19 protein-coding genes and 1 tRNA gene are annotated in these 24345 nt (G+C 39.3%); all 20 read left to right on the top strand.

Annotated features, from left to right (window positions below; all coding sequences use genetic code 11):
- The first annotated feature begins 195 nt into the window (after positions 1 to 195).
- Complete coding sequence (locus M0Q46_05520) at positions 196 to 1449, top strand: hypothetical protein (protein MCK9583046.1); 1254 nt, start codon at positions 196 to 198, stop codon at positions 1447 to 1449.
- A gap of 156 nt (positions 1450 to 1605) precedes the next feature.
- On the top strand, positions 1606 to 2844 hold the full coding sequence (locus M0Q46_05515; protein ID MCK9583045.1) for a hypothetical protein: 1239 nt from the start codon (positions 1606 to 1608) through the stop codon (positions 2842 to 2844).
- 319 nt (positions 2845 to 3163) lie between these two features.
- Positions 3164 to 3880, top strand: a complete 717-nt coding sequence (locus tag M0Q46_05510) for a hypothetical protein (protein MCK9583044.1) — start codon at positions 3164 to 3166, stop codon at positions 3878 to 3880.
- A 65-nt stretch (positions 3881 to 3945) separates the two neighbouring features.
- Positions 3946 to 4665, top strand: coding sequence for a hypothetical protein (locus M0Q46_05505; protein MCK9583043.1), 720 nt, complete (start codon positions 3946 to 3948; stop codon positions 4663 to 4665).
- Positions 4666 to 5028: 363 nt separating this feature from the next.
- Positions 5029 to 6249 (top strand): hypothetical protein, encoded by a 1221-nt coding sequence (locus tag M0Q46_05500; GenBank protein MCK9583042.1) that lies wholly within the window; start codon positions 5029 to 5031, stop codon positions 6247 to 6249.
- A gap of 12 nt (positions 6250 to 6261) precedes the next feature.
- A complete protein-coding gene (locus M0Q46_05495; GenBank protein MCK9583041.1) occupies positions 6262 to 7935 on the top strand; it encodes a gliding motility-associated C-terminal domain-containing protein in 1674 nt (557 codons plus the stop codon).
- A 292-nt stretch (positions 7936 to 8227) separates the two neighbouring features.
- Positions 8228 to 9802 carry an OmpA family protein gene (locus M0Q46_05490; protein ID MCK9583040.1) on the top strand — a complete coding sequence of 525 codons (1575 nt, stop codon included), beginning with the start codon at positions 8228 to 8230 and terminating at the stop codon, positions 9800 to 9802.
- A gap of 328 nt (positions 9803 to 10130) precedes the next feature.
- Positions 10131 to 10568: a hypothetical protein gene (locus M0Q46_05485; GenBank protein ID MCK9583039.1), complete on the top strand. Its 438-nt coding sequence runs from the start codon at positions 10131 to 10133 to the stop codon at positions 10566 to 10568.
- A 119-nt stretch (positions 10569 to 10687) separates the two neighbouring features.
- The gene (locus tag M0Q46_05480) at positions 10688 to 12076 is read left to right on the top strand and encodes a glucose-6-phosphate isomerase (protein ID MCK9583038.1); all 1389 of its coding nucleotides are present in this window, start codon (positions 10688 to 10690) and stop codon (positions 12074 to 12076) included.
- A 2-nt stretch (positions 12077 to 12078) separates the two neighbouring features.
- Positions 12079 to 12840, top strand: coding sequence for a glutamate 5-kinase (gene proB / locus M0Q46_05475; protein MCK9583037.1), 762 nt, complete (start codon positions 12079 to 12081; stop codon positions 12838 to 12840).
- Positions 12841 to 13476: 636 nt separating this feature from the next.
- A tRNA-Asp gene (locus M0Q46_05470) sits at positions 13477 to 13551 on the top strand.
- A 313-nt stretch (positions 13552 to 13864) separates the two neighbouring features.
- Positions 13865 to 14962, top strand: a complete 1098-nt coding sequence (locus M0Q46_05465) for a glycosyltransferase (GenBank protein MCK9583036.1) — start codon at positions 13865 to 13867, stop codon at positions 14960 to 14962.
- Positions 14953 to 16218 (top strand): O-antigen ligase family protein, encoded by a 1266-nt coding sequence (locus tag M0Q46_05460; GenBank protein ID MCK9583035.1) that lies wholly within the window; start codon positions 14953 to 14955, stop codon positions 16216 to 16218. The genes M0Q46_05465 and M0Q46_05460 overlap by 10 nt, the downstream gene beginning before the upstream one ends.
- On the top strand, positions 16208 to 17023 hold the full coding sequence (locus M0Q46_05455; GenBank protein MCK9583034.1) for a glycosyltransferase family 2 protein: 816 nt from the start codon (positions 16208 to 16210) through the stop codon (positions 17021 to 17023). Before M0Q46_05460 ends, M0Q46_05455 begins: the two co-directional genes overlap by 11 nt.
- Positions 17020 to 17778, top strand: coding sequence for a glycosyltransferase family 2 protein (locus M0Q46_05450; GenBank protein ID MCK9583033.1), 759 nt, complete (start codon positions 17020 to 17022; stop codon positions 17776 to 17778). Before M0Q46_05455 ends, M0Q46_05450 begins: the two co-directional genes overlap by 4 nt.
- Complete coding sequence (locus tag M0Q46_05445) at positions 17762 to 17947, top strand: ferredoxin (protein ID MCK9583032.1); 186 nt, start codon at positions 17762 to 17764, stop codon at positions 17945 to 17947. The genes M0Q46_05450 and M0Q46_05445 overlap by 17 nt, the downstream gene beginning before the upstream one ends.
- 84 nt (positions 17948 to 18031) lie before the next feature.
- Positions 18032 to 18661: an endonuclease III gene (gene nth, locus M0Q46_05440; GenBank protein ID MCK9583031.1), complete on the top strand. Its 630-nt coding sequence runs from the start codon at positions 18032 to 18034 to the stop codon at positions 18659 to 18661.
- Between the two features lie 334 nt (positions 18662 to 18995).
- Positions 18996 to 20564, top strand: a complete 1569-nt coding sequence (locus M0Q46_05435; GenBank protein MCK9583030.1) for a DUF3131 domain-containing protein — start codon at positions 18996 to 18998, stop codon at positions 20562 to 20564.
- 73 nt (positions 20565 to 20637) lie between these two features.
- Complete coding sequence (locus M0Q46_05430) at positions 20638 to 22665, top strand: gliding motility-associated C-terminal domain-containing protein (GenBank protein MCK9583029.1); 2028 nt, start codon at positions 20638 to 20640, stop codon at positions 22663 to 22665.
- A gap of 430 nt (positions 22666 to 23095) precedes the next feature.
- On the top strand, positions 23096 to 24345 hold a 1250-nt coding region (locus tag M0Q46_05425; GenBank protein MCK9583028.1), incomplete at its 3' end, for a hypothetical protein.

Here is a 24345-nt window from a genome sequence, read left to right as displayed (position 1 = left end):
GTGGTCTTTCTGAAAATCATAAAATTAGTTACTTAAAATGGTTTTGCTACTTCAAAACTATCAAAAATAGCAACACTTTTTGAGTATTATGCCCGCAATGACAACTAAAAAGAAAGTTCTGTCATTCTAGAAACAAAAAATGCCTGTCATTCCCTTCCCGCCTTGGCGGGATTAGAGGGAATCTAAAAAACAAAAATGAAAATAAATAAAGCACTTCTAATATCAAGTTTACTCGTACCTTTTATTTTCCTTTCATCATCCGTTTGCAATGCTGCTTTATTTATTTCAAGTGCGCCAGTTGCAATGAGTGGGAATGTTCCTATTACCGCAATAGGGCCTGTTTTAGATAATTTTGACTCAATGACTGACGAAAACAACTGGGGTGGCCAGTACAGCCCGCTTAACATTGGTTCTGGCAGGTCTATTACTATCAATCATGATTCTACAACTTGGTCCGGCGGCGGCCCAAGCGGCGCTTGTTTAAAAGTTGCTTACAATGTGCCAATCTCTGATGATTATGTAGGTATGGGTATTGGTCTTGCCAATCAGCCAGTTGCAGATATTGCAAGAGATATAAGTTCCGCTAAAACATTTTCATTTGATATAAAAGGAGCAAGTGCGGGGCAAAGTTTTAAAATTGAGTGGAAAAAACATGAAGTATCAACTACATCTATTTTGTACCTTTCAGATTACCTTGACCAAACAACAGGTTCAAATAGTGGAACAGGCACCGACTGGCAGACAGTTAACATTCCAATAGATGCTTTTGCGAATTTTTCAAGCAGTATAACCAGTTTAAGTGAAATAAATTTAATTTTTGAAAACAGTTATTTAACTGGCAGTGGAATGAATACAAGTGATACAATCTGGTTAGATAATATCGGGTTTAGTACAGCCGCTCAAAATGCTGTTAGAATTGACCATTTTGGTGATGCTTGGGGGCTGAATGCTCTTGGTGGAAATATTGGTACCTCGGGTAATATTGGTACAACAATTGGTTATGACTTATTATATTCTAGTCCGTCTCCCAGGTCTCTTGCCTTAAATTACAATATTCCAACTGACGATTATAGCGGTGTTTGGTTTAAAGTTGGCGGCGGCAGTGATAAGTGGACAGCTGTTTCGCACGATTTTTCCGCGTATAATTATTTAAAAATTCGTGTAAAACTTGCAAGTGAAACAAATTATCCTTCAAAAGTAAAACTTGAGCTTCAAGATGCCGGTGGTGTTCGTTGGGCTTACATTCCAGATAATACATTTGAACCAAGCGTTCCTCTAACAACAACTTGGAACGAATATACAGTGTCGTTAGAACCAACAGATGGTTTGCAAAAAGATAGCATAAGTCAATTTAGTATAGTTATTGAACAAAATATATTTGGCCTTCCTAACAGGGTTGGCTCAGATAGCGGGATTGTATATTTTGATTCAATCAGATTTGAAAAATAAATAAACTCTACAATGCGTACAAACATTATAAATAGGCAAAAATAAATTTTACAAATATTTCACAAGTCCAATTTGCTTTTTTAAATTTATTTTATATAATGCGAGCGCGTAATGTTTGCCTTAACACGGCAAAACAAAAATAAATAGGAAAAAAGTATGAAAAGGTTTATGCAGTTTTTAGTAGTAGCAGCACTTGTTGTATCGGCGGCATCAATGTCGTTTGCGGGGTCTATTTCAAGCGCGCCGGTTGCAATGAGTGGAATTGTTTCTCTTACACCGATAAGCGATGTTTTAGATAATTTTGACTCAATGAGCGGGGTAAACAATTGGGGTGGCCGCTACAACCCGCTTAATGTTAGCTCTATGAATTCTGTTGCCATAAGTTATGACGCAACCGCTCATGCAGGAAATCCCTGCTTAAAGGTTTCTTACAATGTGCCAAATTCTGGTGATTGGGCAGGTATGAGCATTGGGCTTGCAAATTCTCAAAGCGCATCACGCGACATAAGCGGATACAGGGCGATTTCTTTTGATATAAAGGGTGTTGACCTTGGCCAAAGTTTCAAAATTGAGTGGAAAAACACAAATCAAAGTACAACTTCTAAAGTTTACCTTTCGGATTACGTTGATAGAACGACTGGCACAAATAGCGGTACAGGCACCGACTGGGAAACAGTAACAATTCCTTTTGACGCTTTCGCAAATTTTTACAGTACAAACTCTCTTAAAGATTTGGGTCAAATAAATTTTGTTTTTGAACACGACTATCTGGTAACTTTCAACGGAATGCTTCCCGGTACAACTTTCTACATAGATAACATTGTTTTTAGCACAACCGCTCCTAATGCAGTAAGAATTGACAGCTTTGGTGATGCTTGGGGGCTTAATGCTCTTGGTGGTAATAATGGTGCATTTAGTAGTGATAGCAATGTTTCCAATTATTGTGATGAATCATACGACGCAACAACATCTTCTGGTGCTGTGCGGTCTTGGAAATTAGCTTATACTGTCGTTTCTGGTGGTTATTGCGGAACATTCTCACAATTTGGTGGTGGTTCTGATTGGATTACCGCAGCTCCTCATGACTTTTCGCAGTATTCAAAGCTAAAGTTTAGAGTGAAAGCAAACTCTTCAGGTGAAAACCCTGTATATTTCAAGGTGGAACTTAAGGACACAGACGCTATTTATGGTGGTGATCATTTTGCATATATTCCTGCAGGAGGTGTTTCAACATCATGGCAAGAATACTCAATGGATTTAATCTCATTTATAAACTGGGGTGGCACAGCACTCAACAAAACTGCAATAAAAGAGATGAATTTTACTTTTGAATACTCTCATGTTACAGCTAAGGTCGGTGTAATTTATGTGGATGACATCAGGTTTGAAAAATAAATGAACTCTGCAATGCGTACAATCATCGTAGATAAAATAAGTTTTATAAAATAAATATTTCACAAGTCCAATTTGCTTTTTCAAATTTGTTTTGTATAATGCAAGTGTATAATGTTTGCCTTAACACGGCAAAACAAAAATAAAGCAGAAACATTGTTTACCTGCTTTTGAAGTTAACTTTAAAAATAAGATGTAAGGAGGTGAAATAAACTTTACAAATATTTCACAGGTCTCATTTGTTTTTTTAGATTTATTTTGTATAATACAGCGCGTAATGTTTGCCTTAACATGGCAAAACAAAAATAAATAGGAGGGAAGTATGAAAAGGTTTATGCAGTTTTTAGTAGTAGCAGCGCTTGTTGTATCGGCGGCATCAGTGTCTTTTGCGGGATTTGTTTCAAGTGCCCCGGTCGCAATGTCGGCAACAGTTAATAGTATAAGTTCAATGGGTGTTGAAGTAAGAAATGTGACGGATGATGTAATAGCTGCTTATGCACTTGGCACTCTTGATTCTGGCGGTACTTATTATGATACAGCAGGAAAGCAATATGTGGAAATAACTATAGCTGACAATTCTGTGTGGAAAATTAAAACATACACAGATAATTTCACAGTAGCGCCAAGCACACCAGGGCCATGGGGTTACCAGTATGGTGGTCTTAGTAACTACACATCCAGCACTACTCTTTCTCTGGCTTGGCAGGCATCAACTGCCACGGTTTTAGGCGGTATAAGTGTAGGTTCACCAGCAATTTCTACAACTACTGGTTGGACATTTATCAAAGATCATCACGATGCTTGGGATCCCGGAAGTTTAACTGATAACAGCTTCGCCACTGCAGATGCTGAGGGCTATACAACAGTTGCTTATGGAAGCGTCAGCTATGCAAATATAACTGTACCAAATGTATTGCCGGAGCAATATAGAGCAATTGCTGTCGGAGCTCCATTCTATCTTTACACAGAAGTAGATCGTAGCGTTGTGGCGGCAGGTTCTTATACAGGAACTCTTGTTATTGACCTTTCACACAATTAAATATGAAGGCACTATATCTTAGTGCTATTGCGGTTTTGTTCTTTATAATCAATGGCTATTGCTTTTTGAACGTTTCACCATCAGTAACAGAGAAAACGGCAAAGCCGGGTAAAACATTAACTGTTGAGTTCGCTGTTGCTAACCAAGAAGAAGCAACAATGTTTGTAGAAACATTAGTTGATTTAGCTTGGTGGAAGCAAACGACAGGCAGCAATGAACTTAGCGAGAAGGCCGTTAAAGTTTACCCGCAAAAACCGTTTTTATTAAAGAATGGGGAATCAAAAAAAGTAATAGTTGATATAAAAATACCGATTAATGCAACTGGAGAGCTGGCAACGATGATTTACTTCGTTGCCAGCCCACAGGGGCAATCGGGTGAGATGCTTAACATTAAAACTCGCAACGGCGTTCCAATTTATATTTTTACGGGAACTTCAAGTAAAACAAATTTTGAGTTAAGTTCTTTTTATGTGAATGTTTCTTCGGCCAATGGTGTTCGTTCTTTAAGTTGTTTTCTTTCAATAAAAAATAACGGGCCATCGCACTTTAGGCCAAAAGGGGAAGTTAAAATTTCTTGCCCTTCTGGCGAGTTTGTTGGCAAAATGGATTATGGTTTCCCTGTATTTCCAAACCGTTCAGAAAAATTTAGAGTTTCGTTTGAAAACAAGGACTGGCCTGCAGGAACATATAAATGTACTGCAAACATAAATGTAAATTCTCCATTTTTATACAATTTAGACGACGAAGTGATTGTTGGAGTAAATAAAGAAATTGAAGTGAAGTAGTAGGGGGCACCCAAAAACTCCTGCCCCCTTGGTTACACAGATTAAAGAGAGATTACACAGACAGAACAAATGGCTTGTCATTGCAAACAAAAAAGTTTGTCATCCCGAAACGCAGTGAGGGATCTTAAAGATCTCTCGTCGCTTTGCTCCTCGAGATGACAGGGAACACACGGGATTCACAATGACACAACATAGTCGTCATTGCGAGCGAAGCGCGGCAATCTGGTAGTTAAGACGAGATTGCTTTACCCAAGATGAATTCGCAATGACAACTAAAAAGAAAGTTCTGTCATTCTAGAAACAAAAAATGCCTGTCATTCCCTTCCCGCCTTGGCGGGATTAGAGGGAATCTAAAAAACGACAATGAAAATAAATAAAGCACTTATACTATCAAGTTTACTCATATCGCTTATTTTTCTTTCATCATCCATTTGCAATGCCGCTTTTATTTCAAGCGCGCCAGTTGCAATGAATGGAAGCGTTTCTGTCACTGCAATAAGTGATGTTTTAGATAATTTTGACTCAATGAGCGGGGTAAACAACTGGGGCGGCCAGTACGGCCAGCTTAATACTGGTTCTGGCAGGTCAGTTAATATAAGTTATGACGAAACCGCTCATCCAGGAAATAATGCTTGCTTAAAAGTTGTTTACAGTGTGACAAATTCCGGTGAGTGGGCAGGTATGAGCATTGGGCTTGCCAATTCTTCAAGTGCGTCACGCGACATAAGCAAATACAGAGCAATTTCTTTTGACATAAAGGGTGTTGACCTTGGCCAAAGTTTCAAAATTGAGTGGAAAAACACAAATCAAAGTACAACTTCTAAGGTTTACCTTTCGGATTACCTTGATAGAACTTCCGGTTCAAACGGCGGCACAGGCACTTCGTGGGAAACAGTAACAATTCCTTTGGACGCTTTCGCAAATTTTTCAAGTACAAATAATCTTAAAGATTTAGGTTATATAAATTTTATTTTTGAACATGACTATCTAAATACCAACGGAATGCTTTTTGGTACAACTTTCTATATAGACAACATTGTTTTTAGCACAACCGCTCCTAATGCAGTAAGAATTGACAGCTTTGGGGATGCATGGGGTTCAAATGCGTTAGGTGGTAATAATGGTGCATGGGCTGCTGATCCCGCTACTTGCAGTGAATCGTATGATACAACAACATCTTCTGGCGCTGTGCGGTCTTGGAAAGTGGTTTATTTTACCAGCAGTAGCTATTGTGGGACATTCGCACTTTTCGGTGGTGGTGTTGATGGAACTGTAGAAGTTCCGCATGATTTTTCACAGTATTCAACGCTAAGGTTTAGGGTGAGAGCAAACTCCGATGCTGAAAACCCTAAAACTTTTAAGGTAGGACTTGTAGATGCATCAGGAGTTGAGCGTGCTATTGTACCTACAAATGTTACAACATCTTGGAAAGAATACTATGCTGATTTCCCCACTTATTTCCCAAGTCTTGATAAAACCACAATAAAAAAGTTTACGACGGTTTTTGAAAATTGGCGTGTCGACGGTGCAGGCGGTAGTAGAGCCGGTATAGTTTATTTTGACGATATAAGGTTTGAAAAATAAATGAACTCTGCAATGCGTACAACTATCAAAGGTGCAACCACAGTCGCTTCGGCGGTGTTGCTTGCGCTTTGTTTGGCTGTTGCCGCCCAAGCGGTAAGTATAAGTGTCACTCCAAAAAAGATTTCAGATAATTCTGTTCAACCTGGCATAACTTTTGCGGCTGCGTTGGGTACCGACACCTTCAAACTTGCCAATGAATATGTAGAACTTTTCTACCAGCCATACGATGGCATATCTCCACTTCCTCAATATCCGCAGTGGCGTGTTGACCTTTTTACAAATAACCCTCCTTGTCTTGATGGATTAATAAGAGCCGGATTAATAAATGCTAATGCGAACTCAAATATTGCTGCGGCGTGGGTTTCTTCTACTTCGGCAAGTATGCAAATAAGCACTTCTTCTGCAATTGAAGGTGGTTGGAAATATTTGAAAGATGTAGGCGAGTCAGATTGGTCAACTGCTTATACAAACCTTTATACAATGGTTCAGGATCAGGGTCCGGGTTTTTCTGCAAGCTCACAAACAACGAATATCTACTTTGAGGCAAATTTTGCTAATGCCTCTGCTGGCTCGTTTGATACAGATGTTTGGTTTGAAATATATCAGGAGGCCGATTTTGAACCTCCAACAATTACCCATGAGGCAATAAGCAAAATAGTAGGTACGGGCAATGTTTTAAGGTTTAGAGTAGCCGTGCAAGACAATCAAAATGTACAGAGTGCTCAGGTGCATTACAAAATTGACTCCGGTGCTTGGGTTAATGTAAATATGAGTGTCGTCTCAGGCGGCACAAGTTATAGCAAAAATTTTGTGTACACGCTTAGCCAGGCAGATTTACTAAACGTATCAAAAATTTATTACTATATAACGGCGACAGATGGTGTAAATACAAGTGATTGGAACAGTAAAACAATATCAAATCCTCAAGAAATTACATTTACAAACGATATTCCATTCTTGGCAACACTTGACGGTCAGCTTGTTGTGCCGGATGGCAACCCCGACGATGGCAACACCGGGTTAGATATACCAGTTGGCGCGCTTTCGGCTCCAGTGGACATTACAATTACGCAGTTAGATGTCAACTCAGTGCCTCAGAGAGCTTTTGGCAACATAGATAAAGACAGACCGTTTATGGCTTTTGAATTTTCTCCCGAAGGGTTGCATTTTGCAAAGCCGGTTAAACTTACAATACTTTATCTTGATGTTGACAATGACGATAAAGTTGAGTTCCCTGACGGTACAGAAACCGATATGAAGCCGGAAGACCTTAAGGTTTGTTGGTATGATGGTTTTGAATGGCGACTTGTCGGTGGGGTACTTGACAAACAAAACCATACTTTAAGTGTCTACATAGACCACTTCAGTAAGTATGCTCTCTTTGCCCAAGGTGCAATGACTGCCGCAGATTACAGGCCAAAAGAAAAAATAATTACCCCCGCAACTGTTGATGGTATAAATGATTATGCTGGTTTTGACGGTTTAAGTGGTGTTGACTTCTCAATTAAAATTTATGATATAAATGGCAGGAACATAAGAACAATTAACTCACCCGATATGCCAAGATGGGATGGTAAAGATGAAGGTGGCAGTGTAGTTGAAAGCGGTGCTTATATTTACCAATTTAATGCGGATGTTGACGGCAAAAAGAAACTTATTAGCGGGACTGTAATAATAGCAAAGTAAGGTTTCGGTGTCATTGCGAGGGTTTTAGCCCGTGGCAATCCTGGTGTCATTGCGAGCGAAGCGCGGCAATCTGGTAGTTAAGACGAGATTGCTTTACCCAAGATGAATTCGCAATGACAACTAAAAAAAGCAGTGCTTGTCATTCCCTTCCCGCCTTGGCGGGATTAGAGGGAATCCACAAATGGCGTATCAATAAAAACTAGATTCCCGCTGGAGTTTACCCTCGAGTGTCTTAATCGGGGGCGGGAATGACAAAATATGTCAAATAGTAATGAGTTTCTAAGGTAACTTTATGAAAATAGAAAAAACAAACTTTAAGCATTTTTGCTCCGCTTGCGCAGCGCTCTTGATTCTCACGCTTATAGCTGCTACATCGTTTGCGGCTTTTCAAGAAAGTGGCTGGGGTGCAAGGCCAATGGGGCTTGGCGGCGCTTTCACTGCCATTGATGAAGATGTCGACGGTATGCTTTATAACCCCTCTTTGCTTGCCGGTTTGCAAGACCCTGAGCTTACATTTATGTACGGTAAGCTTTATACTGGTTTAGATGAAGTAAATATGGGGCTTAGTTACTTTGCTTTTGGCATGCCTCTTAAAAATAAAGACAATACAATTGGTTTTAGCTGGACAAACTTTGTTAGTGCGGATTTATATGATGAAAGTTCTTTTGCTTTTAATTACTCAAGAGTGATAGGGGCTGGTTTTTCCGGTGGTGTAAATTTAAAGTATTTAAGCCACAAATATACATTGGACAATCGCACTATAAACGACCCTGTTTTTGCAAGTGGTAACTCAAAAGGTGCATTAACACTAGACCTTGGTACGCTTTATCGGCCAGAAATTCTTAATGAAAATTTGGCGCTTGGATTATCGCTTAAAAATATTACTCAGCCGGATTTGGGCCTTAAGAGCAAAGATATTGTACCTGCCGAACTGCGTTTAGGCGGTGCATATAATTTCACAGAAGACATACTTGCCGCGCTTGATTTTTCGTATAGAATGCAAGATTGGGGCAGTGCATCAGATAAATATAATGTGCATCTTGGCGGCGAGTTTTGGTTTATTGAACACCTGCTTGCTTTAAGAGCAGGCGCTAATACCACGGAAGTGGCTATTGGTTTTGGTATAAACCCTACTTTAAATAATTTGGACTTACAGCTTGATTATGGCTTTATAATGCCCCTTCTTATTAAAGAAAGTATGGGTACTCATAGAATTTCTCTTACCTTAAGGTTTTTAGATCCGAATTATGTTGCCGAAGAAAAAAAATATGTGCAAGAAGTAAAACACCAACAACCAAAAGTGGTAGTTGAAGAGGAAGAAATAGCTTCAAAGGTTGAGCCAAAACCTGAGTCAAAAATAAAGCAGGTGATGCCAGAGACAATGCCACAAATACAGTCGGTAGCGCCAGTGCCGGTGTCACAAGTAAAGTTGACTCCAGTTGTAGTTCCAGAACCTAAGGCACAGGAACCATTAGTTATTTTTGCAGAGGCGCAAAAGCAGGGAATGAATGTTAAAGCGGAAGGCGAAAAAATTATAATTACAGAAAACATAAATTTTGAAAGTGGTAAATCTCAAGTATTGCCAAGTGAAAAACAAAAAATATCAAGAGTTGTGAAACTTATGAATAATTATACTGATTATAATGTAACAATTATGGGCCATACCGACAGTTCTGGCGGTGTAAAAGCAAACCTTGACCTTTCAGAACTGCGCGCTCAGTCCGTGCTTGAACAAATGGTAAGTATGGGCATCTCAGAAGACCGCTTAAGTAGCATTGGTATGGGTGGTTCAACTCCAATTGCCGATAACACAACAGTAGAGGGCAAGGCAAAAAACCGCCGTGTTGAGTTTGTTTTGGAAAAATAGGAACAATAATTTTATGTTTTTTGGTAATGTTTTAAACGCCGCTAACAAATAGCGGCGTTTTTTATATAATATGCGGCAATTGCTAAAACTACAAAAGAACAATCAATGTGTTGAAAATAACACGGCCCGTGTCATTTCCGTCTCACAAAGCTTGTCATTGCGAGGAGCATAGCGACGAAGCAATCTATCAGTTAAGACGAGATTGCTTCACCCAAGATGGATTCGCAATGACAACTAAAAAGAAAGTTCTGTCATTCCCTCGGATTGTCAGCCCCAGGCTAGACCTCGCCAAAGGCGGGTAAGGGGAAATCCAGCTTTTTGGGGTTAAATGAAACATATAAAAATATTCTTATTACTGATTGTCACAATGTTTTTTGCGCTTAGCGCTTTTTGTTTAACACTTAAGCCAAATTTTGAACAAATTTATTTTAATAATAATCAGAAAATAAAGCATGTCATTATGGTAAAAAATGATTCTACGGAAAAAGTAGATGTTGCAATTAGTGCCGAAGATTGGAGTGATGGCTCAAACCCAATGCTTAGAAAACCTGCTCCAGAGTGGATAAAAGTGTCGCCTTTAAAGTTTTCGCTTGGGCCGAAAAAAGAGAAAAAAATAAAAGTAATTGCTAAAATGCCCGCATACGCAAGCGACCATTACGCCATACAAGTATTTTTCTCTTATAATTCAAAAAGTGTTGCCGACAACTCAAGAGTAGGTATTCGCTTAGCGGCACTTATACAGTTGAAAAAAAGTAAAACAAATTAAAGCAATAGTCGGTTACAAAATGCCCCCTCACCTCAATCCTCTCCCTCGAGGGGAGAGGAAGCCCGAAGGGCAGGTGAGAGTGATGTAAAAGTATCGTCGGAAGTGGGAGGATGGTAAAAATGTTTAAGATAGTACTAAATTATGCGAATTGTCTTAAAGATTTTGTGGGCAAAAATGGTCTTTCTCTCTTAGAAATTTCAGCATTTAATACCAAAGCGCTTGCCGCAAGAAAGAATATAGAGGCAGATAGGTTGTCCGGTAAAATTGGTTTTATGGACTTGCCCTATAAGACGGCAGACGCAAAAGAAATAACGAAACTTGCAAACTCCCTTGCAAAAAAGTTTGATAACTTTGTGGTTATAGGTATTGGTGGAAGCGCACTTGGGAACATTGCTTTAACGCAAGCTCTTAGGCACCCATTTTGGAACCTGCTTGATAAAAAGAGTAGAAAAAAATGGCCTAAGATATTTGTTCCAGATAATGTAGATCCTGATTTAATATCAGGTATTTTAGATGTAGTTGACCCTAAAACAACATTGTTTAATGTTATATCAAAGTCGGGTAGTACGGCTGAGTGTTTTGCAAACTACTTTGTTTTCAAAGAAGCCCTAAAGAAACGACTTGGTAAAAATTATAAAAATAATTTGATAGTGACAACCGACGCAAAAAAGGGCTACCTGCGTGAAACCGTAAATAAAGAGGGTTTGATAAGTTTTCCAATCCCGGATAATGTTGGCGGCAGGTTCTCTGTAATGACGCCTGTTGGTCTTGTTTCTGCGGCTTTTTCTGGCATTGATGTTGAGGCACTTTTAGAGGGTGCCGCGGCAATGGATAAGCAATGCAAAAATGAAGATATACTTAAAAACCCAGCGGCTTTGTACGCGGCAATACAGTATATGTTCTACAAACGCGGCAGAAACCTATCCGTAATGATGCCATATTCAAATGCGCTTTATGGCATAGCTGATTGGTATCGCCAGTTATGGGCAGAGAGTTTGGGTAAGAAATTAGACAAAAACGGGAAGGTTGTTTGCGTTGGGCCAACACCGGTTAAAGCGCTTGGCACCACAGATCAGCACTCTCAGGTACAGCTTTATATAGAAGGGCCACAAGACAAAATTATTACTTTCCTTTCAGTCGGTAAGTTTACAAACACTGTAAAAATTCCTTCGTTTGATGGTCACTACCTTGGCGGGCATTCATTAAATGGATTGCTCAAAGCCGAAGAAGAAGCAACACGGCTTGCCTTAACAAAAGAGGCACGGCCGAATATGAGCATAGAATTACCGGTAATAAATGAGTACACTATTGGCCAGGTTTTATATATGTTTGAGCTGGCCACAGCGTATGCCGGTGAGTTTTTAAATATTGATGCGTTTAATCAGCCCGGTGTAGAGCTTGGCAAAGAGTTAACATACACGCTTATGGGCAGGGCTGGTTTTGAAGACAAAAAAAAAGAGCTTGAGGCCGCGTTAAAAAAGGCAAGAAGCGGCAAGTACTCGGTATAAAAATGAAAATTGTAGTTAAAATTGGAACTAACTTACTTACGCAAAACAATGGTTCGGTTAATAAAAAACTGATTGGTGCTATTGCGCGCGATATTGTGTCTATTATGAAAAAAGGACATAGTGTAATTATTGTTACTTCTGGCGCTATTGGTGCTGGAATGGGCAGGGTTGGCATAGCTAAGCGGCCGTCGGTTTTAAAAGAAAAACAAGCTCTTGCCGCCATTGGCCAGCCAATTTTAATGAGTATTTATGAAAGAGTTTTTTTAAAATATAAAATTCCTGTTGCTCAAGTGCTTGTAACAAAGCGTGATTTTGATGAGCGTCATACACTCACAAACGCCCGCAACACATTGCTTGAATTGATGGCAATGAAGGCCGTAGCTATTATAAATGAAAATGATACCGTCGCTGTTGAAGAGATAAACTTTGGAGATAACGATACATTAGCGGCGAATGTTTGCGTATGTGTTGGTGCGTCTTTATTGTTATTGCTTACAGATGTTGATGGGCTTTACAAAGGAGTTCCGGGGGAAAGCGAGTTAATTTGTAGCGTAAATAAAATAACACGAGAACACGAGAGTTATGCTTCTATCAAGTCGTCAAGTGGCAAGGGTACCGGCGGGATGTCAACAAAAATTAAAGCCGCAAAAATTGCAATCGCTTCAGGTATTAAAACAGTAATTGCAAATGGCAGAATTAAGGGTATAATTTCAAAAGTTGCACTCGGGGAAAAAATAGGCACTCATTTTGAGTGTTTGACTTGAACCCGAATTTTGCAATAGGATTTGGAATTCGTCAAAAGATATGGGACATTTTTTTCCGCAAAACTCTTACGAATGGAATAACCATTCGCTGCAATTTTTGTGTCGAAAATGTCTCCATCTCTTTCGTCTCGGTTCTCAAATGGAATTTACCCTCAAATGTCTTAATATTGAACGGATTCCCGTTTTCACGGGAATGACAAGCAAAATTTGACACTTCCGACAGAAATCTTGTATACTGCCAAAAATTTAAAGATGCGGTGTAGCCTGGTTTGACCCTACGGGTCATCACCCGCAGGGTGAAACACAATTTTGTGTATTATGTATACCTTCTTAAAAGCAAAAAGATAAAAAGAACATATGTGTCATTTCGACCTCGCCAAAGGCGGGTAATCGGAAGTCCAGTGTCATTGCGAGGAGCAGTAGCGACGAAGCAATCTAACAGTTAAGACGAGATTGCTTCACCCTTTCGGGATTCGCAATGACAGGCCTTTTTCAGGTGTCATTGCGGGATGACAAAAGGTAAAAAGAATATTTGGGGATGTGGTGTAGCCTGGTTTGACCCTACGGGTCATCACCCGCAGGGTGAAACACAATGTATATCTTCTTATCCGTTTTAGAATAATATAGCAGTAAGTTGGGGATGTGGTGTAGCCTGGTTAACACGCTGCCCTGTCAAGGCAGAGATCACGGGTTCAAATCCCGTCATCCCCGTTTTATTTTCAATAGGGATTTGAAGCCGACCCGAAGCGCTGCCAGAGGCAGGAGGAGCGAGGGCGGCAGGCGATGGAGGAGTCCCGCTATGCGGGACGGGGGAAGAGAAATCCCGTCATCCCCGTTTTATTTTACAAGTGGCAATTTAGCGTTCCTTTAAAATGTATTTTTAGTTAAACCCGCAGAACTGCCATTAAGTGTAAACGGTAGTTGGCAAGGGGTAAGTTAAATTGCATATTGCATATACAAAGTTTGTTCTTAAATATGTTTTAGTAAGTTCCCGGTGGCCAAGCGGCTCCGGGTTTTTTATTTTATGATTAATATTTTGCACATATACTGTTCAAATAGTTTTGGTGGCGCTGAAAAGGCAATGTTGGATATTGCTTCAGCTATGCAGGGTTCTGATTTTTCTAATATTGTTGCATCACCGGCAAAAAGCTCAATTGCTAACGAGGCATCGGCATTAGGCTTAAAACAGGTTAAATTAAATATCAAAGGTTCTTTGGATATATTTGGTATATCAAAACTTGTGTTTTTAGTTTTTGCTTTAAAAATAAATATATTACATGCTCATCAGGGCAAAGTTTTTTGGCCATGTATATTTGTTAAGTGGTTTTCTTTTGGGCGGATAAAAGTTATATTTCACAGGCACACGCAGGGCCGTCATAAAATACTTGGGCGGTTTTTGTATTCTTTCCCAGATAAGGTTATAGCCGTTTCAAAAAGCGTTGCGCAATTGTTGCGTAGTGAACACAATGTTAGCAACAGCAAGCTTGATGTGGTTTATGGCTGGGTTGATGAAAGTAAATTTAATCCGAATGTCTCTTGTGAAAATATTAAAGAAAAACTTAATATTTCGGCTTGTAAGGTTATTGGTACAGTTGGGGCTATAAACAAGCCAAAGGGCAAAGGCCAAGAAATATTAATTCGTGCGGCCGCTGTTTTGCGTAATGATTTTCCAAATATAAGGTACTTAATAGTTGGCGACGGTGATTTAAGAACGGAGCTGCAAGAACTTACAAGTAAACTTGGTTTGGACAAAATTGTTATTTTCACTGGATTTAAGAGTAATGTTGAAAAATACATTTGTGCAATGGATATTTTTTGCCTGCTCTCTTGGGATAGCGAGGCATTTGGCAGGGTTACACTTGAGGCACAAGCGATGGGCAAGCCGGTGATTGCTACAAGCATTGGCGGCATACCTGAAACTGTCTGGGGTGGAAATACCGGTTTTATAATTGCTCCTCTTAATGTTTTTGAGCTTGCAGAAAAGCTAAAATTATTACTTTCAGACCATTCATTGTATAATAATATGGCTAAAGCAGCACCCGGTTTTGTTTCTAAAACTTTTAACAAGGAAAATGCGATAAAACAACTTGGCAATATTTACAAGGAATTAAAATGCAAATAAAAAAATTCTTCCCGCCATTATGGCGAGGTCTCGCTCGCGCCATAGGTGCGAAGCGGACATTATTTTCTAAAATTTCAAATTTAATATTTGCCATAGGTATGCCTATAAGCCAAGTGTGGGGTTATGGTGCTGTATTTATTGGGCTTACAAGTTGGCCTAGTCACGCGCGTGAGCTTCTGAAAAATAAAGTTTTTATTGCTGTACTTGTTTTTGTGCTTTATGGTTTTATCAGAAGCATATTTTCACCTGATAGTGCGCTTGGTTTTAACTTAAGCGCGGCATATTTTATGCATTGGTTGTTGCCGTTTGCTCTTGGTTTTACGGTTATAAATGAAGAACTTATAAAGAAATACATACTAATTTATTTTAGTGTTTTCTTTGCTATTGTTTTCGTATCCGTGCTTGCTTATTTTGGTCTTTTCTGGAAGAACTTTGGTTCATTTTACTTTGTTGAAGAAGGGCTTTTAAAAGGGTTACGGCATCATATAGGTCTTGCGGCTTTATGTTTAAGTTTTTCTTTGATTGCACTTTCTGTTGGTTTTTTTTGTTCAACGTTTAGCAAACTCAAAAGAGTATTGTTTGTTATAGCTGGAATATTTTTAATTTTTGCTGTGTTTTTAAGCGGTTCAAGAGGTTATTATTTAGCTGTTGCGGCAATATTGCCGGCATTTGTTTTCTTTTTATGTATAAAAAGCGGTAAAATATGGCGCAGTATTGGTGTGCTTTGTGTTGTGGCGATTATTTTTTGCCTGGTGTATTTTTATTCTGGGCTTGTTAGTTCGCGTGTTAAATCGGCTGCCGCATTTTCCGATACAAATGTTACCGAAAGAATAGACCTTTACCATATTGCAATGCTTGAAATAAAAGATCGCCCTGTGTTTGGTTTTGGCCTTGGCGTGCCGCAAAGAAGTGCCAAATATTTTGATATGGTTGGCAAAAAAGATTTGCTAAATGCTGATGGAAAATATCGTCATTCTCATTTGCATTCTTTTTATTTAACGCTTTTAGCCGAAGAGGGTTTTGTTGGTTTTGTAATTTTTTTAGGCCTTATTTTTCTAATTTTCAGTGGGTGTATTAAGGTGATTAAATTTTCAAATAATTCTTTTAAAGTTGCTTTTAGCATAGGTGTGATGTTTGCCTTTGCTGGTGTTCTTGTTGGCGATATGTTTGATGCGCACTTGCGCGGCCCCGGAGTGGCTATGGACTTATTTTGGCTTTTCGGGCTAATGCTTGGCAGGGAAAACAGTGGAAAATAATAAAATAACAGTGGTTATTGTGGCAAAAAACTCTGGAGTCGTACTCTTTGAGTGCCTGCAAGCCCTTAATGAAAATGATGACGCAACAAAACCAGAAAACTCACAATGGGTAATTGTTGATAATGCCTCAACCGATGGTTCTATTGAGCGCGCGTGTGAAAAGTTTCCATTTATAAATGTAATAAAAAACACAGAGAATATGGGTTTCGCTTTTGCCGCAAACCAAGGTGTGCGTTTCGCGAAAAATAAATTGATATTGTTTTTAAATACCGACGCACAGATAATGCAGGGTTCTATAAGTGTACTGCGGCAAGCCTTGTTTGCTTCTCAAAAAAATGCTGTCGCAGGGCCGCGGCTTGTGCGCTCAAATGGCACAATACAAAAGTCAGTTTACCCTGAGCCAACCGTTTTAACAGAACTATTAAAGCCGTTTGTTAAGCTGTATGTAAGTTTTAAAGAGATGTTTTACAGGCCAGGGAAAATATATCGTGTTAGTTCTTTGCGCGGTGCATGTTTCCTTGCAAGAAAAGATGCGCTTTTTACAGCTGGGCTTTTAGATGAAAGGTTCTTCTTTTATCTTGAAGAAACAGATCTTTTTAGACAGTTAAAAGCAAAAGGTTTTTTTATAACTTATGTACCATCCTCAAGAGTTGTACATTTGGGTGGCAAGGGTTCAACTACCTCCAATTTTGACAAAGCCAAAATGTTTAAAATATCATTGTTAAAGTACTTTCAAAAAAACAGATCGTGGTTTGAAAATGTTATCATAAAATTTTACTTAAGGTTAGGGGATAAGAGCAAATGAAAATTTCTGTGCTAATTATCACTAAAAATGAGCAAGATGTTATAAAAAAGTGCATTGAAAGTGCTAAATGGGCAGATGAAGTGCTTGTTGTGGACTCATTTGGTACAGATTCAACAGTTCAAATTGCGCAACTGCTTGGGGCTAAGGTTTTGCAAAGGCAGTGGGGTGGCTATGGCGATCAAAGAAATTTTGGCATAAGCCATTGCATTGGCGATTGGGTTTTGGTGCTTGATGCCGATGAAACTATAAGCGATAAATTGCGCGATGAAGTATTAAAACTAAAAATAAATGATTACTCGGCATATCAAATCCCGCGGCGTTTTTATTTTCTTGGCAAGCTAATGCGTTGGGGCGGCGTATACCCCGATATGCAAAAACGGCTTTTTAAAAAAAATAAAGCATTTTACGATAACTCGCCTTTGCATGAAAAATTGATTGTAAGCGGCAAGGTTGCCCGGTTAAAAAACCCGATTAACCATTACAGTTATAGAACAATCTCAAGTTATTTTGACAAGTTTAATAACTATTCTTCACTAGACGCGTTAAAAAGAAAAGACAAAAATGAAAGCGCCTCCGTTTTTCAGTTTATAAGGTTTCCTTTTAGCTTTTTTGTCCGCTATGTTTTGCGTTTAGGTTTTTTAGATGGCTACAATGGCTTACTTTGGGCAATTTTTTCATCGTTTTATGAGGTTGCAAAGTTTGCAAAATTAAGAGAAATACGACTAAAGGAAAAAATGAATGAAAGCAAAAGTTAATGCGAAAGCCTGTATTGGGTGTGCTTTATGTGTATCGCTGTGCCCTGATATTTTCCAGATGGACGGTGTTTTGGCCGTTGCAAAAGAGGTAGAGTTGTTAGACGCTGTTCTAAAATCTGCCAAGCAGGCGGTAAACGATTGTCCGGTAAGTGCCATTGAGATAAAATGACAACTGTTTTTCAGTTGTCATCCCGATGAGTGAAGCGAATCAGCCCGAGGTTGACGGTATGACAGACAATATGGTTAGACCGCAATGACAAACAAGAAAGTAGCAAAGATTCTCACCCTTTTAAAAAAAGAATATCCAAACGCTAAAACAGCGCTTAATTTTTCAAACCCCGTAGAAATGCTTGTTGCAACAATCCTTTCCGCCCAATGCACCGATAAAAGGGTGAACATAGTAACCGAAAAACTTTTCAAAAAATACAAAACAATAAATGATTATGCCAAGGCCAGTCAAAGTGAGTTTGAGCAAGATGTAAGATCTACTGGTTTTTATAGAAATAAGGCAAAGAACATTATTGCAACTGCAAAGATAATAGTTAAAGATTTTGGCGGTAAAGTTCCAAGTACAATGTTTGATTTATTAAAACTGCCCGGTGTTGCAAGAAAAACCGCAAATGTAGTGCTTGGCAACAGCTTTGGCATTTATGAAGGTATAGTTGTGGATACTCATGTAATTAGAATTTCAAATCGGTTAGGTTTTATAAAAAGTGATAATGTATTGAAAATTGAAAGTAAATTGATAGAATTAATACCTAAAAAAGATTGGTTTTTGTTCTCCCATTTTATGCAGGCACATGGAAGGGCGGTTTGCAAGGCAAGAAGGCCTAATCATATTAAATGTGTGTTAAAAAATGTATGCCCATCTGCAAACTTATAATTGAGTAAAAATTACAAAGCCCGTCATTCCATCCGGCCTTGACGATCATTTCCTACACTGCTGTTTGTCATTCCCGATGGAATTTACCCTCAAATGTCTTAATTAGGGCACTCGGGGAAATGACAGACACTGCTTTTTGAAGAAAAAGTCTGGCATTGTTTGTAAAATTCCGTGTCTTGTTGCAAATTCCGGATTAAACCTGACTAACCTTATTACCAAAAGTCCAATATGTTAAAATATTGTACAAATTCTTGACACACTAAAACGCAATCTGATATAATCTGCAAGCAAAATCAACAAATTAACTAAACGCTTTATTAAACAGGGGACACTAGTGGCTTTCCTGCGCAAGAGAACTTTACTTTGTTCGCAAATACTTGCAAATATCTTTAGATATTTTGTTTTTGCATTGCTTATTTTTACTGTTGCGTTTGTTGCACCAACTGCTTCTTTTGCAAACGCAAAAAATACAACTAAAAAAGAAGGAAAACAGCCCGCTCAAAAAGTAGAATTTTTAAATGAAAAAACCTGTCCATCACTTCTTGATGAAGATGCTAAGGGTGATGAGCCAGTAGATGCCGATACAGCCCGCCTTTTACGCTACACAGTTCCCGGAGTAAAAAACCTTCCTGCAAACTTGCCAGAGCGCGAATTACTTGAAGAAATTGCATACGATACCTGGGCATATTTTCGTGATGTTGTAGATAAAGAAACTGGCCTTCCATTAGACAACATAATGGTTTTCCCAAGTAAAACAAAGGCAAATTGTTACACATCGGTAACAAACATTGGTCTTTACATAATGTGCGTTGTTTCAGCTTTTGACCTTGGTTTTATAGATCGTTTTGAGGCTGTGCGCCGGGTAACTCGCGTTATAGAAAGTTTAGAAAAAGTTGATAAGTGGGAAGGCCACCCTTACAACTATTATAAAACCATAACCTTACAAACCGATAAACCCTATGTGTCAACTGTGGATAATGGCTGGCTTGCCGCAGGTATAATTGTGGCAAAAGAGGCATTTCAAAGTGAGCTGGGTGAACGGTGTGAGGTGTTGCTTAAGCAAATGGATTTTAATAAGCTATACGACAGAATTGAAAGCCAGTTTTATGTAGGATACGACGGAGAAAAAGAAAAGTACTCGCCTTACCACTACGGTTTGCTTTGTTGCGAGTCAAGGGTGGCCTCATATATTGCTATTGGCAAGGGAGATGTGCCAAGAAAACACTGGTTTAAACTTTATCGCACATTGCCCTCAGAGTGGAAGTGGCAGGCGCGCACACCGGTTGGGTTTGAAAGAACATATTTTGGCACCCGTTTTTTTCAGGGGTATTATCAAATTGAAAATGTAAAGTTCGTTCCAAGCTGGGGTGGCAGTATGTTTGAGTACCTTATGCCCACACTTGTTTTGCGTGAACAAGAAGTTGCAAAAAAAGGTCTTGGTTTAAATAACGAAATTGCAGTTCGCGCGCAAATTGCTTATGCCGAAAAACAAAAATATCCTGTTTGGGGTATATCGCCTTGCAGTACACCGGAAAATATATGGGGCTATTTTGAATACGGAGTTGAAGAGCTTGGGTCAAGCGGATATCAAGATAAAGGTGTAATAACGCCGCACGCAAGCTTCCTTGCTTTGGCCGTACTTCCAGAACAGGCAATAAAAAATATTCGTAACTTGTTAATTAATTATCCTGAAATTTATGGCAAATATGGTTTTTACGACGCTGTTAATGTAAACACATTCAAAATTTCCAAAAAATATCTTTGTTTAGACCAAGCAATGACACTTATTGCCTTAAACAACTATTTAAACAATGGTGCCATTCGTTACTTGTTTAATCACGACACGCAAATGAAAGCTCAAGAAGATATGCTTTCAATAGAAGATTTTTTTGAGGAAAATTAATTCCCGCCCAAGGCGGGATGCCGTAGGGCATGCCAGACCCTATTGTGAAATTCGGGTTTAAAAAGGAAAAGTTATGAAAATCAAAAAGTTAGTTGCTCCGTTGTTTGTTTTAGCATTTGCACTGCTTGCGCTTAATGCGCATGCAACTGTGTTGGACTCTATGCAAACCACCGGTGGATGGACTGTTGTAACCGACACAATTGCTGCTGGTTTAATTACAACGCAAAGCATAAGTTACAACTCCGCTGCTCGTTCGGCTGTGATGCTTGACTACACACTTGGTGGTGGCAACTGGGTAACTATTCAAAAAGAGTTTTCTTCCGTTGACCTTTCTGCTGGCGATGCGTTAAAGTTTAGCTACAAAGGCACTGGCCCTTTAAATAACCTCAAGGTAAAACTTATAGATGCTGACGGTACAATAAGAACTGGTTTTGTTGGTTTAACAAACCAGTCAACATGGAAAAGTGTTGTTGTAAATTTTAGAACACTTACCGATACTGGCACCGCTTATGGGTATCCATATGCCGATGCTTACCTTGACCTTATAAAAATAATGAAAATAGAGTTTGTAGTTGAAAAAGTAAACGGCGGACAAGGAACAATTGCAATAGACAATCTTCAGCTTTACATTGATAACCCTGCGGATATGCATGTTGATAATTACGACAACCTTAGCGGCACAAACCGTTTTGGCGGTGCAAGCGGAATAATGCCATCGGCAACTGAGTGTACAGAAAGTTATGTTTCAAGTGCAGCGGTTCCAACGCACGATGGCTCAGGCGGCTCGGTGCGCATTGACTTTAATGTTTCTGCTGTGGCTCCTGGGTGGGGTGGTTACTGGACAAGTATGAATGCTGTAAATTTTAGCAGCACAACCCATCTTTCTTTTTGGGTAAAGGGTGGTAATGGCGGTGAAAAATTTAAAATAGAGCTTCGCGGTGGTGGAGGTGCCGGGCATGAAGTAAGAGTAAATACATATAAAACTCTTACAACTTCTTGGCAAAATGTTATAATACCATTTTCAGATTTTACCGGAATTGTCACCACAGGCCCTGCGTCTACAGCCCCGAGTGTTGATCAGCTGTCATTTGTTTTTGAGCGCAGTGCAGGCGCACCTTACACAGGTACTGTATTTATAGAGGGTATTCACTTTTTAAAACCGGGTTCCACCACAACTAGCTCATTGGTAAGAACTCTTGACGATATGAGCTTAGCCGCAAATTGGACTACATACATTCAAACCGACATCAATGGAGTTTTGCTTGCAAACCCGGGTACATTTAGCATGGAAAATGTAACAGGTAGCGATTCGTCTGACCAAAGCCATAAAGCTACACAAGTAAACTTTAACTTAAATGATTCTGAATGGCTTTCTTTACAGCGCGGTTTGTCGCCAAACCTTGTAGGCACAAACCGTTTCAAAATTTACTATATGGGCACGGGCACAAACAACTCAGAAAATATAGAGTTTTTTGTAACCGATAAAAACAATACAACATACAAAAGGGTTTTTTACGCCGTAGCAAATACCTACTCCACAGCTTCTCGCAGTTATATTTGGAAAACATTAGAAATTCCTCTTAGCGAAATGTCGCTTGAAACTACTGGCGGTTCAGACGGAAAAATGAAAGACCTTGACCTTACCGGTATAAACTCTGCTGCTTTAAAAATTTCGCGTTCAATTGGTTCTTCCGCGGTTAACTCATCGGGTGTTGGTACAATTTATTTTGCAGGTATTGACTTTGTAAATGAAGTAACGCCTTTAATTCAGAATAATGGTGCAGTGTTAGATAATATGCAACTCCCATACAATCCAATCTCACCAAATGGCGATGGCATAAAAGAAAAAGCAATGTTTTCGTATAAACTAAAAGAAGCCGCCCGCGTAAAAATAGAGGTATTTTCCACAAAAGGCGAAAGTGTTTGGAGTTATGATGCCGGTGATGTTAATAACACCAACCAAAATATAATAGAGTGGGATGCATCAGACAAAAACGGGCAAAGGGTTTCAAATGGAATATATATATATAAATTTACTGCCGAAGGCATTGCTTCTGGCAATACCGATACAATTAAAAACTTAATTGGTGTTATAAGATAATTTAGGATTTTTAAGTTTTTGTAATCTTGACTGGTATCACATTTTGTCATATCCGCTCACCCTCGCCTGTCATTGCGAGAAGCGGTAGCGACGAAGCAATCTTAAGTCATTGCAGCGAAAAGAATTAGTCATTGCGAGGGCTTTAGCCCGCGGCAATCTGGTAGTTAAGACGAGATTGCTTCAACCCTTACGGGTTTCGCAAAGACAGCAAAATTTTAGTCATTGCGAGGGCTTTAGCCCGTGGCAATCTGGTAGTTAAGACGAGATTGCTTCAACCCTTACGGGTTTCGCAAAGACAGCAAAACAAAAGTATCTGTCATTGCGAGAAGCGGTAGCGACGAAGCAATCCTGGTGTCATTCCCGAGGTAGTAATCGGGGATCTAAAAAAGTTTTAATAATATAATTTAGGCAAAACAAACAGGGGAAAAAGATGAATTTGAAAAAAATTGGTCGGCAAAGAGAACTCGCTACAAAAAATTGTAATTGTAAAATTCAGTGGTGCGGCAAACTTGTGGTTTGCCTTAAAAAGTCGGTTGGTTTTTTTGGCGCTGTGTTATTAATTGCAGGTTTTTATTCTTTTGCGTTTGGCGCGGCTTTTGAAGATATTGGTGTAAGTGCGCGGGCTCGTGGTATGGGTGGAGCGTTTACTTCTGTTACTAACGATGCCAGTGCGGTTTATTGGAACCAAGCATCGCTTGCTCGTGTAAAATGCAGCGAGCTAACCATTTTTCATGATGATATGTATGGAATGGGTTTGTTAAATTATAACTTCTTTGGTTATGCTCATCCAGGGATGGGCGAAGGTACGGTTGCCTTTGGTTGGAGCAGAATGGGCACAACCGGCGCATTTGACTCTATGAATTACTCAGAAAACACATTTATGTTTGGCTATGGGAAAAAAATGACAGACCGGCTTTACTTGGGCGCCGGCATAAAATATTTTATGGTTGCTTATGACAAAGGAGCAAGTGGAATCGGCGGCGATGCCTCTGCAAGTTATGACTTGGTGATAGATAAACTAACCGTTGCCGTTACATGGCGCAACTTAAACAGGCCAGAAATTCGTTGGGAAACAGGTGCGACTGATAATTTAGAGCCAACAGTAAATGGTGGTATTGCCTATAGGTTTGTTCCAAACCATGTAATCTCAGTTGAGGCAAGCGAAACACTTAAAAAGGATGCACATCTTGCAGCTGGTTGGGAAGGATTATTTTTCAATAAAGTTCTTTCGTTGCGTGCTGGTGCTTTTGAGTTGGATAAACACATAAACCCAACGGCTGGTTTTGGTGTGACATATAAGGCAATCAGGTTTGATTACGCTATTGAACAGCACTATGCACTTGGGCTCACATCAATGTTTTCTCTTACCATAAAGTTCTGTCCAAAACTTTGGGTAACACAAAAAGTTGAAGCAGAAGAGGTTACACCACCACCAGTAGCTCCACCGCCGCCAGTGGAAACTCCAAAAACGGCGTTCCAGCAAATTGAAGAAGAAGCAAAGAATGAAAAACTTGAAGTAAAAACAGAAAATAACAAAATTACAATAACAGTTCGCGTTAACTTTGATTTTGACAAGTACAATGTAAAAGATTCCGAATTACCCAAGGTTGAAAGTGTATATAGAGTGCTTAAAAATCATACGGATATGAATGTGCGTGTTGATGGCCATACTGACAGTAA

Source organism: Endomicrobiales bacterium, assembly GCA_023228045.1.
In the GTDB taxonomy this organism is placed as follows: domain Bacteria; phylum Elusimicrobiota; class Endomicrobiia; order Endomicrobiales; family JALOBY01; genus JALOBY01.
This window is presented reverse-complemented; position numbering and strand designations above follow the sequence as displayed.

Excerpts from the sequence above, each read along its gene's own strand:
- M0Q46_05520 (MCK9583046.1), top strand. The coding sequence starts at position 196 with ATGAAAATAAATAAAGCACTTCTAATATCAAGTTTACTCGTACCTTTT.
- M0Q46_05515 (MCK9583045.1), top strand. The coding sequence starts at position 1,606 with ATGAAAAGGTTTATGCAGTTTTTAGTAGTAGCAGCACTTGTTGTATCG.
- M0Q46_05510 (MCK9583044.1), top strand. The coding sequence starts at position 3,164 with ATGAAAAGGTTTATGCAGTTTTTAGTAGTAGCAGCGCTTGTTGTATCG.
- M0Q46_05500 (MCK9583042.1), top strand. The coding sequence starts at position 5,029 with ATGAAAATAAATAAAGCACTTATACTATCAAGTTTACTCATATCGCTT.
- M0Q46_05495 (MCK9583041.1), top strand. The coding sequence starts at position 6,262 with ATGCGTACAACTATCAAAGGTGCAACCACAGTCGCTTCGGCGGTGTTG.
- M0Q46_05490 (MCK9583040.1), top strand. The coding sequence starts at position 8,228 with ATGAAAATAGAAAAAACAAACTTTAAGCATTTTTGCTCCGCTTGCGCA.
- M0Q46_05485 (MCK9583039.1), top strand. The coding sequence starts at position 10,131 with ATGAAACATATAAAAATATTCTTATTACTGATTGTCACAATGTTTTTT.
- M0Q46_05480 (MCK9583038.1), top strand. The coding sequence starts at position 10,688 with ATGTTTAAGATAGTACTAAATTATGCGAATTGTCTTAAAGATTTTGTG.
- proB (MCK9583037.1), top strand. The coding sequence starts at position 12,079 with ATGAAAATTGTAGTTAAAATTGGAACTAACTTACTTACGCAAAACAAT.
- M0Q46_05465 (MCK9583036.1), top strand. The coding sequence starts at position 13,865 with ATGATTAATATTTTGCACATATACTGTTCAAATAGTTTTGGTGGCGCT.
- M0Q46_05460 (MCK9583035.1), top strand. The coding sequence starts at position 14,953 with ATGCAAATAAAAAAATTCTTCCCGCCATTATGGCGAGGTCTCGCTCGC.
- M0Q46_05450 (MCK9583033.1), top strand. The coding sequence starts at position 17,020 with ATGAAAATTTCTGTGCTAATTATCACTAAAAATGAGCAAGATGTTATA.
- M0Q46_05445 (MCK9583032.1), top strand. The coding sequence starts at position 17,762 with ATGAAAGCAAAAGTTAATGCGAAAGCCTGTATTGGGTGTGCTTTATGT.
- nth (MCK9583031.1), top strand. The coding sequence starts at position 18,032 with ATGACAAACAAGAAAGTAGCAAAGATTCTCACCCTTTTAAAAAAAGAA.
- M0Q46_05430 (MCK9583029.1), top strand. The coding sequence starts at position 20,638 with ATGAAAATCAAAAAGTTAGTTGCTCCGTTGTTTGTTTTAGCATTTGCA.